This is a genomic window from Anaerococcus sp. Marseille-Q7828 (genome assembly GCF_949769285.1).
Classification (GTDB): domain Bacteria; phylum Bacillota; class Clostridia; order Tissierellales; family Peptoniphilaceae; genus Anaerococcus.
In genome coordinates, this window is record NZ_OX458331.1 from 620,882 (window position 1) to 637,712 (window position 16,831).

Annotated in this window: 16 protein-coding genes; 10 read left to right on the top strand and 6 right to left on the bottom strand. The window is 32.9% G+C overall.

The genetic code is table 11. The features are described from left to right. Positions 1 to 43: 43 nt before the first annotated feature. The gene (locus tag QNH69_RS02965) at positions 44 to 973 is read right to left on the bottom strand and encodes a haloacid dehalogenase-like hydrolase (RefSeq protein ID WP_282929122.1); all 930 of its coding nucleotides are present in this window, start codon (positions 971 to 973) and stop codon (positions 44 to 46) included. A gap of 120 nt (positions 974 to 1,093) precedes the next feature. On the opposite strand from QNH69_RS02965, the gene QNH69_RS02970 reads away from it, so the two are divergent. Next, the gene (locus QNH69_RS02970) at positions 1,094 to 1,453 is read left to right on the top strand and encodes a hypothetical protein (RefSeq protein WP_282929123.1); all 360 of its coding nucleotides are present in this window, start codon (positions 1,094 to 1,096) and stop codon (positions 1,451 to 1,453) included. 49 nt (positions 1,454 to 1,502) lie between these two features. On the opposite strand, the gene nagE is transcribed toward QNH69_RS02970, so the two are convergent. Together nagE and QNH69_RS02980 are read right to left on the bottom strand one after the other, a co-directional pair. Next, positions 1,503 to 3,026 carry an N-acetylglucosamine-specific PTS transporter subunit IIBC gene (gene nagE, locus QNH69_RS02975; protein WP_282929124.1) on the bottom strand — a complete coding sequence of 508 codons (1,524 nt, stop codon included), beginning with the start codon at positions 3,024 to 3,026 and terminating at the stop codon, positions 1,503 to 1,505. A gap of 98 nt (positions 3,027 to 3,124) precedes the next feature. Then, on the bottom strand, positions 3,125 to 3,988 hold the full coding sequence (locus tag QNH69_RS02980) for a hypothetical protein (protein ID WP_282929125.1): 864 nt from the start codon (positions 3,986 to 3,988) through the stop codon (positions 3,125 to 3,127). A 70-nt stretch (positions 3,989 to 4,058) separates the two neighbouring features. On the opposite strand from QNH69_RS02980, the gene QNH69_RS02985 reads away from it, so the two are divergent. The 3 genes from QNH69_RS02985 to QNH69_RS02995 all read left to right on the top strand — a co-directional run bounded on the left by QNH69_RS02985 (position 4,059) and on the right by QNH69_RS02995 (position 6,709). Beyond that, on the top strand, positions 4,059 to 4,709 hold the full coding sequence (locus QNH69_RS02985) for a hypothetical protein (RefSeq protein WP_282929126.1): 651 nt from the start codon (positions 4,059 to 4,061) through the stop codon (positions 4,707 to 4,709). A 26-nt stretch (positions 4,710 to 4,735) separates the two neighbouring features. After that, positions 4,736 to 5,641, top strand: coding sequence for a CPBP family intramembrane glutamic endopeptidase (locus tag QNH69_RS02990; protein WP_282929127.1), 906 nt, complete (start codon positions 4,736 to 4,738; stop codon positions 5,639 to 5,641). 93 nt (positions 5,642 to 5,734) lie between these two features. Continuing rightward, entirely contained in the window at positions 5,735 to 6,709 is a 975-nt protein-coding gene (locus QNH69_RS02995; protein WP_282929128.1) for a CPBP family intramembrane glutamic endopeptidase, read from the top strand. A 76-nt stretch (positions 6,710 to 6,785) separates the two neighbouring features. On the opposite strand, the gene uraA is transcribed toward QNH69_RS02995, so the two are convergent. Then, positions 6,786 to 8,051: a uracil permease gene (gene uraA, locus QNH69_RS03000; protein ID WP_282929129.1), complete on the bottom strand. Its 1,266-nt coding sequence runs from the start codon at positions 8,049 to 8,051 to the stop codon at positions 6,786 to 6,788. Positions 8,052 to 8,186: 135 nt separating this feature from the next. Here uraA and QNH69_RS03005 point away from each other — a divergent pair, with 135 nt between their 5' ends. The 6 genes from QNH69_RS03005 (at position 8,187) to QNH69_RS03030 (ending at position 14,321) form a co-directional block, all read left to right on the top strand. After that, positions 8,187 to 9,416: a dicarboxylate/amino acid:cation symporter gene (locus QNH69_RS03005; protein ID WP_282929130.1), complete on the top strand. Its 1,230-nt coding sequence runs from the start codon at positions 8,187 to 8,189 to the stop codon at positions 9,414 to 9,416. A gap of 315 nt (positions 9,417 to 9,731) precedes the next feature. Then, on the top strand, positions 9,732 to 11,603 hold the full coding sequence (locus QNH69_RS03010; RefSeq protein ID WP_282929131.1) for a PTS sugar transporter subunit IIA: 1,872 nt from the start codon (positions 9,732 to 9,734) through the stop codon (positions 11,601 to 11,603). A 13-nt stretch (positions 11,604 to 11,616) separates the two neighbouring features. Next, on the top strand, positions 11,617 to 12,051 hold the full coding sequence (locus QNH69_RS03015; RefSeq protein WP_282929132.1) for a PTS sugar transporter subunit IIA: 435 nt from the start codon (positions 11,617 to 11,619) through the stop codon (positions 12,049 to 12,051). 1 nt (position 12,052) lies between these two features. Next, a complete protein-coding gene (locus QNH69_RS03020; RefSeq protein WP_282929133.1) occupies positions 12,053 to 12,328 on the top strand; it encodes a PTS sugar transporter subunit IIB in 276 nt (91 codons plus the stop codon). 2 nt (positions 12,329 to 12,330) lie between these two features. Next, a complete protein-coding gene (locus QNH69_RS03025) occupies positions 12,331 to 13,569 on the top strand; it encodes a PTS ascorbate transporter subunit IIC (protein ID WP_282929134.1) in 1,239 nt (412 codons plus the stop codon). An 8-nt stretch (positions 13,570 to 13,577) separates the two neighbouring features. Beyond that, a complete protein-coding gene (locus QNH69_RS03030) occupies positions 13,578 to 14,321 on the top strand; it encodes an SIS domain-containing protein (protein ID WP_282929135.1) in 744 nt (247 codons plus the stop codon). Between the two features lie 126 nt (positions 14,322 to 14,447). Here QNH69_RS03030 and QNH69_RS03035 read toward each other — a convergent pair whose 3' ends face one another. Both QNH69_RS03035 and QNH69_RS03040 read right to left on the bottom strand, forming a co-directional pair. Then, complete coding sequence (locus tag QNH69_RS03035; protein ID WP_282929136.1) at positions 14,448 to 15,353, bottom strand: L-lactate dehydrogenase; 906 nt, start codon at positions 15,351 to 15,353, stop codon at positions 14,448 to 14,450. Between the two features lie 88 nt (positions 15,354 to 15,441). Further along, the gene (locus tag QNH69_RS03040; RefSeq protein WP_282929137.1) at positions 15,442 to 16,713 is read right to left on the bottom strand and encodes a glucose-6-phosphate isomerase; all 1,272 of its coding nucleotides are present in this window, start codon (positions 16,711 to 16,713) and stop codon (positions 15,442 to 15,444) included. Between the last annotated feature and the right edge of the window lie 118 nt (positions 16,714 to 16,831).

Consider the following 16,831-nt stretch of genomic DNA (forward strand, 5'->3'; position numbering starts at 1 on the left):
TATTCTAGATTTTGAGCATTGGGTTATTTTAATTGCTATAACTTTATTCCTCCCCATTCCTAAAGTTACTCGAACTCATTTGGTACATTTGCCATCTTACTCCTCTGATGGCTACTCCCATGGTGTAGATGTTTTCTGGCAAGGATATGCCGTTCATTGCGTCTCCTATGTGTTGGAGGTGGGCGCCGTTTGCTTTTGCTGCTAGGGCGATTTGTCTTATGGTGTTTTCATCGCTTGTTTCTTGGCTGGTTCCTATGGCTGACATGATGAGGACTTTTTCTTCTATATTTTTGCTTGTGTTGTAGTCATAGACATAGTCTGCTATTTCTTTTAGATCATCTTCGTTAAAGTGTGGGACTGTATATGGTGCTGGGACTAGGAGTATGTCTGTGCCTGCTTTGATGAAGTCTTTGGCTATTTCTAGGTTCATTACAGGTCCGTCCGTTCCTGCAGCGTGCATTTTGCCTGCTATGACAAGGCCTTTGAAGTTTTCTTTGGCTTCTTTTATGGCTTCTAGTATTTGACTATTGGTTACTCCTGTTCCTGGGTTGCCTGTTAGGCATATGAGATCTAGGCCAAGGTCATTTGCTAATTTGTAGTTTTCTATGGATGCAATCCTGCCTTTTGGTAGTTCTTCTCTACTTTGGGTCATTTCTGCATTAGTATCTACTGGCTCTAGGTTGACTCCTAGGGGTCTGGATGTTGCGCGTTTTAGCCATGCCAAGTGATTTGATGCTTCTTCTGGTACGCCGTTTATTGTTGGGTTTTCTAGGTCTAGGGCATTTAGTAGTAGTATGTCTGCTCCAAAGGCTCTTTCTATTTCGGCATTTGTAAGTCCTCCGATATAGGGTTGGGCTGATACGACTGATTCTGATACTATTACCCTGCCTTCTGATGCTAGTATGGCTTGTTTTAGTTCCATAGGGCTAGCTTTGAGGTAATCTGCTCCTTGGTAGTTTAATAATCTTTTCATTTTATTCTCCTTTTTGATATTTTACCCAATTAAGATCTAAGTATTAAATTGGGGGGTATATTATAATTAACAATATTAGCCAGAGAATCTATTTTCCAATAACATAAAGGGGTGGTATAAATGAAAAACAAATATAGAAATCTAAGACTCATTCTCTTTGTGATTTTCACTATAATGTATTATGTTCTTGGGGTGTTTTTTAAGGATGATAACTTAAAATGGATTTTATATATTGCTTTAATAGGAAGTATTGTTCTTGGAATTTCGCTATTAATTTTTGATATTAGAAAGTTAGAAACTAATAAAAAAAGACTTTTTTCGTTTCTATTATTGCTTATAATATCCTTATCCCTACAATATATGCTAGAAACTTATTTCTATAATTTTAACCTATCTGTAAAAATTATAATGATAATAGCCTTTATAATTTTTTATAGCCTTTATATTAATTTTGAAGTATTTACAATCAAATATAAGTAAACAAATAAAGAAAGACCGGTTATCCAGTCTTTCTATTTTTTAAATATTCTTATTTACCCAAAAGTTTTACAAATTCATCATATACTGCTTGAACTTGTGGTCCTATGATTACTTGGACTGCTTTTGGACCTGGTTTCATAATTCCTGCAACGCCAGCTTCTTTGATTTTGTCGTCATTTACTTTTGCTGGATCATTTACTGTTAGACGTAGTCTTGTTGTACAATAGCTTGTTGTATCAATATTTTCTGCTCCGCCTAGACCTTGTAAAATTACCTTTGCTGTATCAGCATATGATCCTTTTACTGTGGCTTGTTGTTCTTTTGCTTCTTGATCAACTGTCTTATCATCTGAAGAAACTTGGCCACTATTTTGAGATTTTGAGCTTCTACCTGGAGTAGCTATATCCCATTTTTCTATTAGAACCTTGAATAGGAGATAATAGATTGCAAAGAATACTAGACCCATTACAAGTAGTATCCAAATTTTTTGTGCCATTGGGTTTTTTGATGATAGCAATAAGTCAATAAGTCCTGCTGAGAAACCAAATCCTGCATATGCTTTTAGTTGTGCTGCCAAGAATACTGATATACCAGTTAGTAGAGCGTGTACAAAATATAATTGTGGCGCTACAAACATAAAGGCAAATTCTAGTGGTTCTGTTACACCTGTTAAGAATGATGCTAATGCACCTGCAATCATAAGAGCCTTAGTAGTTTTTTTGTTACTCTCATCAGCTCTTTGAGCTATAGCTAGAGCTGCACCTGGCAAACCAAACATCATTATTGGGAAGAATCCTGCTTGGTACATACCTGGATGATAGGTTGCTGTAATTGATTCTTGTACGTTATTTAAGAAATTTGGTATATCGTTGATATCAGCAAGTCCAAACCAGAATACTTGGTTTAGGGCATGGTGAAGTCCTGTTGGAATCAATAGTCTGTTAAAGAATCCATATAATCCAGCACCAAGAGCTCCCATTCCAGTTAGTGTTGTACCAAATTTTACTAGACCAGCATAAATGAATGGCCATAGGAAAATTAGAATTATTGATGCAATTAGAGCATATAGGGATGCCATAATTGGCACAAGTCTTCTTCCTGAGAAGAATGCCAAGAAGTCTGGAAGTTTTGTTGAGTGGAACCTATCGTAGGCTTTGCCGCCCAAGACCCCGGATATAATACCTATAAGTACGTTTTTGTTGTTGATGGCATCAAATGCTGCAACTCTAAATGGATCGCTTGCTGTCCATGCTTCGACGTCAATAGACTTAAGTTGGGCAACTGTTGCTGTTGATAGCATCTTTGATAAGGTTAAAAATGCTACAAGACCTGCAAGAGCACTTGCTCCATGATTTTCTTTGGCAATACCAAACGCTATACCTACTGCAAATAGTATTCCTAGATTATCTAAAACTGCTCCACCAGCAGATATGAAAAATGCTGCTATTGGTGAACCTGCACCCCAATCAACAGGGTCAATAAAATAACCAATACCCAAAAGAAGGGCTGCTAGAGGCATAACCGCAACTGGTTGCATTAGGGCTTGACCTAATCTTTGTAGTTTTTCTTTCATAACTACCTCCTCATAAAATATTAATAATGTTAAATAATTACCATTACTTCTCTATATTATCATACTTTAGAGATTTTTTAAATAATTTATTTGACAAATTAGTGTACACCCACGAAAATATAATCCAAAAATTTCACTTTTAGTTTAAATAAAATCTCACCTAGCAAAAAAGTTACTAAGATTGCCATAACTGTTACTATGAGAGGACTTGCATCAACTATGCTTGCCAATAATATGTAGTTTAGCTTGTAAGGATAGATATAGGCAAAGGTCAAATACTTACCAAAACTCCTCGTTCCCACTGGAGAATCACCCTTTAAGATGATATATGTCAGGATGAAGAGCGAGAAATATATGCCCAGGTAGAAATTTTTAGTGTAAACTAAGTAGACTTCTCCAACAAATAGGATAATTGCCAAGGGATAGAGAAACTTGTTTATTGATTTGGCTGGATTGATCCTAGTTGCCAAAACATAGAAGGCAAAGTAGACCAAGAGGTCCTTGTAGTAAAAGTCAAAAGGAATGTAGGTAGTATTGTGCATAGCAAGGTAGAGTAAGAGACCCAAAGCCGCTATAACACTTGTAATATTGGTCCCAAAGATCCTAGATAGGACAAGCTCTATGATAAAAAATATAAAAACAACAAAAATCACATCAAAGAAATTTACAATCAGATACTGGATATCTGTCAATAGATATTTGTCAACTGTAAGTTCAAAGCCCTTGGTGTAAAATATAATGAAAGTTCCATATACTATGAGAGGTAGGGCCATCAATAATACTTTTTTGCTGTCAGCAAAGGAAATATTATAGGCCAGATAGGCTATGATGTAGCAATTGATGAGCATTGTAAGCACATTTGTATTTACTTTTATTTGGTTTGTAAAAAATGGCGCAAGATATGATACTAGCAAAAGCAATAGGGCAAGGCCATCTGCAAGTTTGATTTTATATGTATTCATATGATAATGATATCACGATTTTAATATTTAGGCTATTTCTTATGGTATAATTAAAATTAGCGAGGGATTTATGGCAAGAAATTATAGTGCAAATCGCAGAAGAAGTCACACTCCGCCAAGAAGGAGAAGAATGTCGGTATTACCATATATGTTTTTGGCAATATTAATACTAGTAATTTTTTCTGCAATTTATTATTTTATAAATTTTAATGTAAATAAGAATGTTGAAAAATTGGAAAAGGCTATCAAGACTTATGATGTCACATATCTGGAGGATAATACAGATCGTCTGCCAATAATCTTGGATGTCCTAAGAAAGTCATACTCTGATGATTCGGTCAAACAAGAAGAATTTTATGATGGCAACTTCTCAAATCTAGACCTTGAAGTAATAGAGGTGACCAACAAGTCAAAGGGCAAAGAGGTAAGGCTCAATGTCAAAAACGTCAACTACATAGATATATATGATAGTGTTGAGGGGGATGAGGATCAGACTGTAGTCCACAACAATTATGTCAAAAAACTCCTTACCCCAAGTAAGGATAGGACTGTCATGGAGGCTAATATATTTTTGGAAAGAACCATAAAAGGCTACAGGGTTTATGAAACTAGGGATTTTATCAATGCAATCCTAGGTGGTGCTCTTGAATATGCGGATGATCTACCAAAGATAGAAAAAAATGCCGAAAGTGATAATGAGGATACTAGCAAGGGAAATTAGATTTTCCTTAAGAGAGAGGAAGTCCCATGCTAAAAGACAACTTTTCTATAGAGCAAACCAGAAAGACACTAAAAAAGACAAATCCAGTTTCAACTGTTGTAATTTTATTTTTGCTAATGCAAGTACCAGGGGTCATAATTGACCTTTTGCTTTCCCATATGTTATTGGAAAGTAAAGATTACTCAAATAAATTGGCAAATGCGGATTTTTTTCTGCTTGCCACTTTATTTACCACGCTATTTATAGCCTTATTAGCCTACCTATTTGCAAGATATTACCAAAAACGCAACAAAGAAAGTTTGGGGCTTACAAGTAGTGAGAAGTTAAAATCTTATCTTAAGGGCCTATTAATTGGTATTTTTATGATACTTGCAGTAGCTTTTGTGGCGAAACTTACAGGTTTTGCTGAAATCAGCTTAAATACATCCAAGATATCTTGGTCATTTTTTATAATTTTTGTATTAGGTTGGATTATCCAAGGCTTTGAAGAAGAACTTATCACAAGATCTATTTTGATGAATTTTTTTGCTGTAAACAACGGAGTAATAGGAGGGATAATAATAAACAGCCTGCTATTTGCTATCTTACATATGGGCAATACAGGTTTTGGCATCCTAGCATTTATAAATATAATGTTAATGGGTATTTTGTTTTCTCTGCTATTTTACATATCAGATAATATATTTTTCCCGGCAGCAGCTCACAGCTTTTGGAACTTTGCTCAGGCAAACATATTTGGAATGAGTGTAAGTGGTATGGATGAAGTCAAAAATACTATTTTTAAAACAAAACTTATGGGTGGCGACATCATAAGTGGAGGAGCTTTTGGCTTTGAAGGATCTATTTTTGTGACCCTTGTTGAAATTATAATGATCTTTGTAATAATAAAAATTATAAAAAGAAGAAATCTATACTTAGAAAAAATCAATTAAACTTTAGGCGGTTTCCCGCCTTATTTTTTTAAAAAAATTTGATTTTCTATAAAGTATGGGTAATTTATTATTAACTAATAAGGAGGGAATTTTATGCTCCATGATAACTACTCAATAAGAGAAACTAAGAGAACAATGAAAGATAAAAATCCTGTAATTACTGTTCTTTTACTTCTTTTATTCATGCAATTGCCTATGTTAATAGTTGGTGTTATTTCAGGTTTAGTCATTTCCTTTTCTAATCCAAGCTTAACGGAAAATCCACAATCTATGAGGAATTATTTAAACACCATAGATAGCGAATATAGGTTATTGGGAATGCTATTTTTAACTATTTTAGTCAGCATTTCTGTCTATATTTTTGCAAAAAAAATTCAAAAAAGAAATAAAGAATCTCTGGGACTTACTAGCTCAAATAAATTCAAAAACTACATAAAAGGATTATTGCTTGGCCTAGGAATGATTGGCGGGGTTATTCTCATACTAAAAACCATGGGACTTATTGAAATCAAGTCAAATATAGCCAATATTTCTCCGATCATTTATCTCTTTATAATAATTGGATGGATATGCCAAGGCTTTGAAGAAGAGCTAGTGACAAGGTCTATTTTGATGAATTATTTTGCTGCTAAATATAGCCCTTTGGTCGGTATAATATCAAACGCTCTGATATTTTCCCTCTTGCACTTGGCTAATAATTCTTTTGGATTTTTGGCTGCTATTAATATTTTCATAGTTGGTATACTATTTTCCCTATTATTTTATGTATCAGATGACATAATGCTTTCGGCTGCAGCCCATAGTTTTTGGAATTTTGCCCAAGGCAATGTTTTTGGTATCTCAGTAAGTGGCATGACTACTAGCAAAAATACTATTTTCATCTCTAAGTTATTAGGAAATCCAAGTCTAACTGGTGGAGCTTTTGGCATCGAAGGAGGCTTGGCAACTACGATAGTTTTGACTATAGTAACTATCTATCTAATCAAAAAAGCCAAAGAGAAGTCATTAGTCTACAGCAGATATAACAAGCAGAATCAAGAAGAAAATTCCTCAGAAAAAATAAAATAGACAAAACAATTTATGAAAAATCGAATATATCAAAGAAAAAGGAGTCTTGTTTTTTTTACAAGAACTCCTTTATTTTTTATTCCAAATTTGATAGACCAGATTTTTTGATTAAGTGTATCATTAGAGAAAGTATTACAGCTATTACTGATGATAAAACCATACCTGATAGCTCTATAGATCCAAACTGGATGGATAGGCCAGAAAGGCCTGCTATAAATATGACGCTGGTTAATATCAAATTGTCAGACTTTGAGTAGTCAACTTTTTGGTCTACTAATAATCTAATACCACTTGTACCAATCATTCCATAAAGCAAGAAGGTTACTCCGCCTATGACGTTGCCTGGAATGGTTGATATTAGTGCAGAAAGAGGTCCTATGAAAGCCATAAGTATTGATATAATCGCAGCTCCACCAATAACCTTGACCGAATAAACCCCTGTGATAGCCATTACTCCTATGTTTTCTCCATAAGTTGTTGTAGGAACTCCACCTATCAGACCAGAAAGGGCAGTAGAAAAGTTATCTGCAAATATTGACCTATGAAGACCAGGATCCTTAATCAAATCTTGGCCAATGATGTTGCTTGTTACAACTTGGTGGCTGATGTGTTCTGCAGCAATAACCAAGAGAACTGGCAGCATGGCAAAGATGGCCTCAGGTGAGAATTTTGCCAATTGGAAAGTTGGGAAAGTGAAAAATTGTGCCTCTCTAACTGGTGTAAGGTCAACTTGACCGTTGAAATAAGCTACTATATAGCCGACAATAATTGCAATCAATATTGGTATAGTTGACAAGAATCCCTTAAACATAATAGATCCAAGTATAGCAGTAAGAAGAGTTACCAAAAATACAAGCCAATCAGTAGCTGCTACTGTATCAGTCATAATATTAGCTCCAATTGATCCACCAGAAATTGTATTTCCGGCAAGTTCAAAACCGATTAGCGCAACAACAGCTCCCATGGCAGCTGGTGGCAAAACTATATCAATCCAATCAGTTCCTTTTTTGTAAATTATATAGGAAAGTAAACAACCTAGAATCCCTACAGCTACAAAGGCGCCCTGAGCGTATTCAAAACCCTGGGAATTGATAATGGCAATTCCTGGCGCAAGAAAAGCGAAAGAAGATCCTAGGTAGGCAGGAGCCTTTCCCTTGGTAATCAATATAAATAATAGCGTTCCGATTCCATTCATCAAAAGTACAATCCCAGGATTAATCCCAAATAGTATTGGAACCAAAACTGATGCTCCGAACATAGCAAAGGTATGTTGGAGAGCAAGAGGGACTAGTAATTTTGCTGGTACATCCTCATCTACCTTATAAATTTTTTTCTTTTCCATAAGACCTCCATATTTTATCTCAAATCTTCGACATTTTATACCAGCAAAGAAAATTTGTCAAATTTTTTAAAAACTTTACAAAGTAAAAATTTGGGATAAAATACTAATAATTTAATAAGAAAGGAAGGACGAACTATGACAGAAAAAAAACAAGGAAAGAAAAGCACCCTAGCAAGAAATATCTTTATTGCACTGGTTCTGGCTATTATTGTTGGTCTACTAATGCAAAATCAGGCTGAATTTTTATCTACATATATTAAGCCATTTGGAGATGTTTTCCTCAATCTACTCAAATTTATTGTTACTCCTATTGTTTTGTTTTCTATTATCGGCGGAATAATTTCCATGAAAGACATCAGAAAAGTTGGTGAAGTTGGTGGATTTACAGTTATTTACTATTTCTTAACCACAGCTTGTGCCATTGTTATCGGTCTAGGTTTGGCAAATATTTTTAAGAAATTTTTCCCAGTTATATCAACTAGTGATCTAACTTTTGAAATGACAAATGAAGTTTCAATTATGGACACATTAGTAAATATTTTCCCAAGTAACTTCATAGCTCCTATGGTTGAAAACAATATGTTACAAATCATAGTAATGAGTTTGATCATTGGTTTTTCAATACTTATGTTAGAAAAAACCAAACAAGTCAAGGCTATTGAAACTATAGAAATCCTCAATGATATCTTTATGAAAGCAATGGGACTAATTCTAAGACTTTCACCAATTGGTGTATTTTGCTTGCTAGCACCAGTTATAGCAGCAAATGGTCCTGTAATTATCGGATCCCTTGCATCAGTACTTTTAGTAGCCTACCTTGCTTATGCACTTCATGCTTTGATAGTATATTCATTTACCATTAAAACTTTAGGTGGCCTAAGTCCGGTAGAATTTTTCAAGAAAATGTCTTCAGCTATGATATTTGCTTTCTCATCAGCATCATCAATGGGAACTTTGCCAATAAATATGAAATGCTGCGAAGACCTTGGAGCTGACCACGATGTGACAGCCTTTGTACTTCCACTTGGTGCAACAATAAATATGGACGGAACAGCTATATATCAAGGTGTTTGTGCAGTATTTATAGCAGCTTGCTATGGCATAGACTTAACAATTGGTCAGATGATTACAATTGTAATCACTTCAACGCTCGCATCAATAGGTACAGCAGGAGTTCCAGGATCAGGAATGATCATGCTTGCCATGGTTTTACAATCAGTAGGCCTTCCAGTAGAAGGAATTGCCCTAGTAGCAGGAGTTGATAGAATATTTGATATGGGTAGAACAGTACTAAACATCACAGGTGATGCATCAGCAGCTATCATCAACTCAAATAGACTAAGAAAAAAGGGAAAAATAGCATAAAATAGTTTAATTAAAAAATAAAGTATGTTCATTATCAAAATAATGTAAACATACTTTATTTTTTGTATTCTATTGTATTCATTTAGATAAATTTTTATAAAAATATCTATTGAAATATAAGTAAGTATAAATGGCTTCATGTAATGAAGCATATTGTTCTAGAATAAAGATTGCAAACGTTTTATAATGTTTATAGGAGGTGATTAAATAAATTATAAAGATTTAATATTTCTTAAATATATTTGTGAATCAGAAGATAATCAGCATATAGACATTCTATCTGATATATTTAGTGTAAGTTCTAGGTCAATTAGAATGACTGTAGATAGATTAAATATAATTATTAATAGAATTGAACCAACTTACTATATTTCAATTTACAATGGCTTAGTTAGTATTAATAATCATAATTTGTATGAAATAATAATTAAAAATTTAGATGTTAGTTTTTATAGATTAAATGTATATGAGAGAGTTAAATGTACAACATTACTGTTGATTTTAAGTACAAAGTATTTAACTTATCAAGAAATTTCAGATATTTTACAGATATCTAGAACCACCTTAATATCTGATCAAGAAAAATTAATTGATTATACTATGTATAACAATTTAAATGTTGAAATAAATGTGGGAAAGGGGCTAATATTAAATTCGGATGAGGAAATATTAAGATCATATATTTTAGATTTCTTAGATAATAATAATTACCTATATCAAATAATTTATAATGGAAAATTCAAAATAGAAATTTTAGAAAATGATATTTTAAAAGATATTCATACCAAAATTACGGAAAAAATTAATACTTTAGAAAATAAGTATAGATTAGAATTTTCAAAAAAATCTTATTTTAAACTTGTCAATTTTCTAACGTTATTTTCAACAAGAATTATATTAAACAAATTTATTAAATATTATGAAAAATCTAGTGTCTCTGAACTAAGTGAACATGTAATTAAAATCATTGAGAATACAACAAAAATAATACTCCCAAATAGCGAAAAATTTTATATTAATAATTTTGTAGAGAGCTTAGAATATAGATTTAGAATTGTTGATAGTTTTAAGTCACCGAATACTCAAGTAATAGCTAGAAAATTTATAGAAAGAATTTCTAATGAACTCAATATTCCTTTTCAAGAAGACTTTGATCTTTTTAGTAATTTATCTATGCATCTTCAAAGAAATGAAGTTACTATAACACATTACGATAAATTAATGATAGAAGGATTTCCTAGGTCCATTAGTGATGATATCATAAAGGCTGTCATAAATAACATAACTATCTTGGAATCTTATTACAATAAAATATTTGATGATTATGATATTAATTATATTTCTATATATTTTTTAACTTCTTACGAGATTATGAGATTAAATGAACTAAAGAAAATGAGAGCGGCTTTGTTAACTGATTTAGGATTGGGAACAGAAAAATTTCTAAAGGTTCGAATTGAAAATAGTTTTGGAATTCATGTAGATAAAATTATTAGTAGTCATGAGGTTAGTTTGATTGATTTATCTGATATTGATGTTATATTTTCAACTGTAAGTATTGAGTTAGAAAAAACAATACAGATAGATCTAAATATTGGATTTTCTAGCGAAAATATTTCTAATATTAATAATTTCTTGGATCATTTGATTATACGAAAGATGGATAAAAAAAGCAAAGAAGACTTTAAAGACAATGCTTTTCCAACAACGTATTCAGAAGGATACGGATTAAGTATTACAGAATTTTTAAATAAAGAATTTATAAAAATTAAAAATTACGAACCAAATTGGGAAAAAGCTATTAAAGAAGCAGGTTCTATTTTAAAAGATAAAGGTTATATAAATTATAAATATATAGATGAATCTATAGACAATATAAAAAGAAATGGGCCTTATGTAATAATTACAGAAGGAGTAGCTTTGCCACACTCAAATATATCAAATAATGTAAAAAAAACTGGATTTTCTTTGTTAATTATAAAAAATCCAATTGAATTTGGTGTAAACTCTGGAGAATTTATAAATTTTGTTATTTTCTTTGCTACCTTAAATCAGAGTGACCATTTAAGAGCTCTTTTTGAATTATCCAATCTGTTTAATGATAATAAATTTAAGAAAGAATTACTATTGGCTAATAAACCTGAAGAAGCAGCAAATATTATTTATAAATATGTAGATAAATTTTGATAAAGGAGGAATGATGCTATCTGATATTTTATTTTTAGAAAGAATGAGTAAAGTTGACAAGGTTAATGATTGGGAAACAGCTATAGAAATTGCTACTAAGCCACTAATAGATGACGAGTCAGTAAAAAGTGAATATGTAAATGATATGATTTCTAGTATAAATAAGTATGGCCCATATATAGTAATAGATGATTACATAGCAATACCACATGCTATTTCAGAAGAGAATGTAAATAAACAATCAATGAGTTTGTTATCGATCAAAGAACCAGTTGATTTACTAGGCAATCCAGTAAAACTTTTTATTGTACTAGCCCCAGAAGATAGAGATAGTCATATGCAATCATTAGCGGAACTATCAGAATTGTTGATGGATGAAGAGAAAAAAGATATTTTTATAAATGGAAGTTTAGAAGAAATTAACGAATTAATAAAAAAAGGAGCATAAAATGAAAGTATTGGCAGTTTGCGGATTTGGAGTAGGCTCAAGCATGATTTTAAAAATGAGTGCTGAAAAAGCTTTAAGAAATTTAGATGTTGAAGGTGATGTAGAAAATACAGACTTATCAGGAGCAAGAGGCAGTGATGCAGATTTAATCTTGACTAGTAATGAACTTGCTAATGAATTAAAATCATCAGTAAATGTACCTGTTATCCCAATAATGAAATACATGGATGTTAACGAAGTAGAGTCTAAGATAAAAGAATTTATTGACAAGGAGTAATTATGAATTTTATAACACAAAACATTTTGAGAAATCCACCTGTGTTACTTGGTCTTATCGCATTAATAGGACTATTATTACAAAAAAAATCAGCATCAGATATTATCAAAGGGAGTTTAATGGCTGCTTTTGGGATGATAATACTAGATACTGGCGTAGGTATGTTAGTAGGAACTATTTCTCCGATAAATGAAGCTTTCTCACAGGCAATTAATGGTAGCGTAGGGGAAGGATTAAATGATATTACCTTCACTGCTAATTTTGGGGGAGAAGTAGGATTAGCAATGTTTATTGGATTAGTTATCCATCTTCTAATTGCAAAATTCACACCTATTAAAACAATATTTTTAACTGGACATATGATTTGGTGGTTTCCATTTATATTTGTGGCAGCGGGGGTCGAAGCAGGCTTAAAAGGAACAGCTCTAATTGCTTCTGCAGCAATATTATCAGCATTGTATTGGTCTATAATGCCTTGGGTTTTAAGAAAATATGTATTTGATGTAACAGGTGACGAATCTTTCACATTAGGGCATCCTACAGGAGTATTGTCATTAATAGCTGGATCTATAGCAAGAGCTGTAGGAGATAAGAGCAAATCCACTGAAGACATAGACTTTCCGAAAAATTTATCATTTTTTAGAGAAGTTCCAATAACTGGTGGTATTGTTATGATGCTTATTTGGATTATTATTGGATTAATTATACCATCTCTAACTGAAAATAATCTAATTTTCGAATCTTTAAATCAAGGTTTGAAGTTTGGAGCAGGTTTATTGATAATGTTGCAAGGTGTTAGAATGCTAATTAATCAAATCGTACCAGCATTTCAGGGTATCTCAGAAAAGATTGTACCAAACGCAATACCAGCTTTTGATTGTCCAGTAATATTTAACTATAAACCTAATGCTGTAATTATAGGATTCATAACTTCAATGGTTGTATCTACTGTTACCTTAATAGTAGTAAATAAATTAGGAATATTTCACACATTCTTACTACCTTTAGTAATTACGTGTTTCTTTGAATGCGGTGCCGCTGCTGTTATTGCAGAAGGTCAAGGTGGTATGAAAGGATGCATTATAGGAACAGCGGTATCTTCAATAGTTATGATTTTTGTTTTGGGTATCTCAGCTGATCTTTACTCAAATACTATTTCTAACTGGATGTTAATTTTCGGTGGGAACGACTTTTCTATATTTGGTAGCTTGGCAAAATTGATTTTATCAATATTTAGTTAGGAGATTTAATGAATTTTAAATATTATGATAGAATTTCATCTATAATAAAAACAGTACAAAATGAAGAAATTAAAGGTATGGAAAAGTCTGTTGACCTTTTAAAGCAGGCTATATTAAAAAAGAAAAATATATATGTTTTCGGATCATCTCATGCTGGTATCCTAACTCAAGAACTATACTATAGAGCAGGCGGGTTAATGACTATAAATCCAATTTTTCCTAAGGAAACAATGCTCGATACCACTCCCATTACAAGAACATCAAAAATGGAGAGATTAGAAGGTTATGGCGAGATAATTGGGAAAGAAGTTAATTTTTCTGAAGGCGATTTATTACTTATTCATTCTGTATCGGGCAGAAATCCCCAAACTATAGAAGTTGCAATGGAAGCAAAGAAAAATAATGCAACAGTGGTATGCATAACCAATCTTGAATACAGCAAGTCTGTAACATCTAGACATAGCTCAGGAAAGAAGCTATATGAAATAGCAGATGTGGTGCTAGATAATCATGGAGATATAGGTGATGCATCGGTATACATTAAATCTTTAAAAAGCAAAGTGACACCCACGAGTTCTATAATTTCGATATATCTAGCGCAAGAAATTATAACTCAATCTATAATTGAACTTACAGAGGAAGGATTTACTAATATACCAATATTCTATAGTGCTAACCTTGATGGAGGGGATGAACTTAATAGAAAACTGTATGAAGAATATAAGGATAACATAAAGTACAAGATGTACTAAACATCACAGGTGATGCATCAGCAGCTATCATCAACTCAAATAGACTAAGAAAAAAGGGAAAAATAGCATAAAAAAAGAATCCACTTTGGGATTCTATTATCAGGGCTTTTGCTAGTGCAAGGGCCCTTATTTTATTGGAGCCGTTTCTTTTATTGTTTTTACTGAATGTTCCCATTTAGCTTTTTCTTTTTCATTTAGTTTTAGGTGGAAATCGCGGATTACTCCATTTCTTCCTACTACGGCAGGGTGGCCTATGTAGCAACCATCAACTGGTGAATATGAAGAAACTGCAAGTATTGTTTTGGCATCTTTAAATATTGTCTCTACTACTATTGCTGTAGCATTTGCTATACCGTAAGATGTGTATCCCTTAGCCTTGATTGTCTCAAAAGCTTTCATTCTTGTTGATTCTTCTATATCTTCGATAGTCTTTTGGTCCAAAAGATTTGTTATTGGTTCATTTGCTATATAAACATTTGACCAAGCTACAAATTGGCTGTTTCCATGTTCGCCTATGACATAACCGTCTATAGAATTTGGGTCTAGGTCCACAAATTTTGCTACAGCATTTTTCATCCTTGCTGTATCAAGGATTGTTCCTGTTCCTATGACTCTCTCGCGAGGGATCTCGGTTAGTTTTTGCATATATTCTGCTATTACATCACAAGGATTTGTAATAGATACTAAAATTCCATCAAATTTTGATTTTTTAATTATTGGAGCCCATTCTTCTACGCAAGTTTTGGTATATTTGAACTCTTCTAAGCGGTCAGAATGTTTTTGCAAGATACTAATATCACCAGGTGCAAAAATTATAATATCACTATCATCTAGATCGGATGTTTTTCCTGCTATTAAATTTACATTACCATCACGTTTGACCATGCCATCAGATAGGTCGTTTACTTCTGCTTGAGCGAGTCCTTCTTTTTTGTCAAATAGGGCAAGAGTATCGCAAAGTTGTCTTTCTATCAAAGTATAGGCAACTGTAGCCCCTACATTTCCTAAGCCAATTAGAGAAATTTTTTTCATTATCCACCTCTTATTAATTATTCAATACTAAGTGAAAAAAAGAGCCGTAACGCCAGGCTCTTTTTAGTGCACTCTTACTAATTATATTTTAATATCCTGGTTTGCCAAGTAATTTAAACATTTGTGCCTTATATTCTTCTACTCCTGGTTGGTTAAATGGATTAACTCCAAGCATATAGCCTGAAACACCAACAGCTATTTCAAAGAAATAATATAGCTTTCCTATGGATTTGGCGCTAACTTCATCTAGGATTATACGAATATTTGGCACATTTCCACCTACATGGGCAATTGTTGTACCTTCCATGGCTTGTTTGTTGACATAATTCATTGTTTTGCCAGCTAGGAAGTTTAGTCCATCTAGGTTGTCTAATGTTTCTTTGATTTCTATATCTTTTTTTGCGTTTTCAATTTCTATTACTGTTTCAAATAGGTTTCTCCTACCATCTTGTATCATTTGTCCAAGTGAGTGGAGGTCTGTCGAGTTATTTACAGATACTGGGAAGATTCCGTTTCCGTCTTTTCCTTCACTTTCAGCAAATAGTTGCTTCCACCATTCTGCAATATATTGTAATTTTGGTTCGTAATTTACCAAAACTTCTATATCTTTGCCATCTTTATAAAGCATATTTCTAACAGCTGCATACTTGATAGCTTCATTTTCAAAATTTTCTTTTGTGTAAAGGTCTCTGCCTTCAGCAAAGCCAGCCATAAAGTCATCTATATCTATGCCACAAGCTGCAAGTGGCAATAATCCTACTGCTGATATTACAGAAAAACGACCGCCTATATCATCTGGAACTACAAAAGTTTCGTAGCCTTCAGAACTTGCCAAGTCTTTCAAAGCTCCCTTTTCCTTATCAGTTGTAGCATAAATTCTGCCCTTAGCTTCTTCTTTGCCATATTTTTCCTCAAGGGCTTCTTTCAAGAACCTAAAAGCAATAGCAGGTTCTGTTGTTGTACCTGACTTTGAAATAACATTTACTGAAAAGTCCTTATCTTTGAGATAATCAAGCAAATCAGCCATGTATTCACCAGAAATATTGTTTCCAGCGTAAACAATTTTAACTTTTCTATCAGAGTTAAAATACTTATCTAAGGCAAATTCTGTAGCTTTGATACCTAGGTAGGAACCACCAATTCCTACAGAAACCAAAACTTCGCTGTCATTTTGAATCTTTGCCGCAGCTTTTTTTATCCTCTCAAACTCTTCCTTGTCATAATTGATTGGTCTATCAATCCAACCCAAAAAGTCATTACCTTCACCTGATCCATCCATAAGAGTCTTAAAGGCATCCATGGCTTTTTCTTCATAATTGTTGATATCTTTTAAGTCAACATTAGTAAAATCTAATCTCATCATAGCCTCCTTCATAACTACTTATTTTATACCCAAACTTTGGTAAATAGCTAGTTATAGGGGAAAGTTTTGGAGAAAATGTTATCTCTTAATTTAACAAATGACCCTTAATGGACAT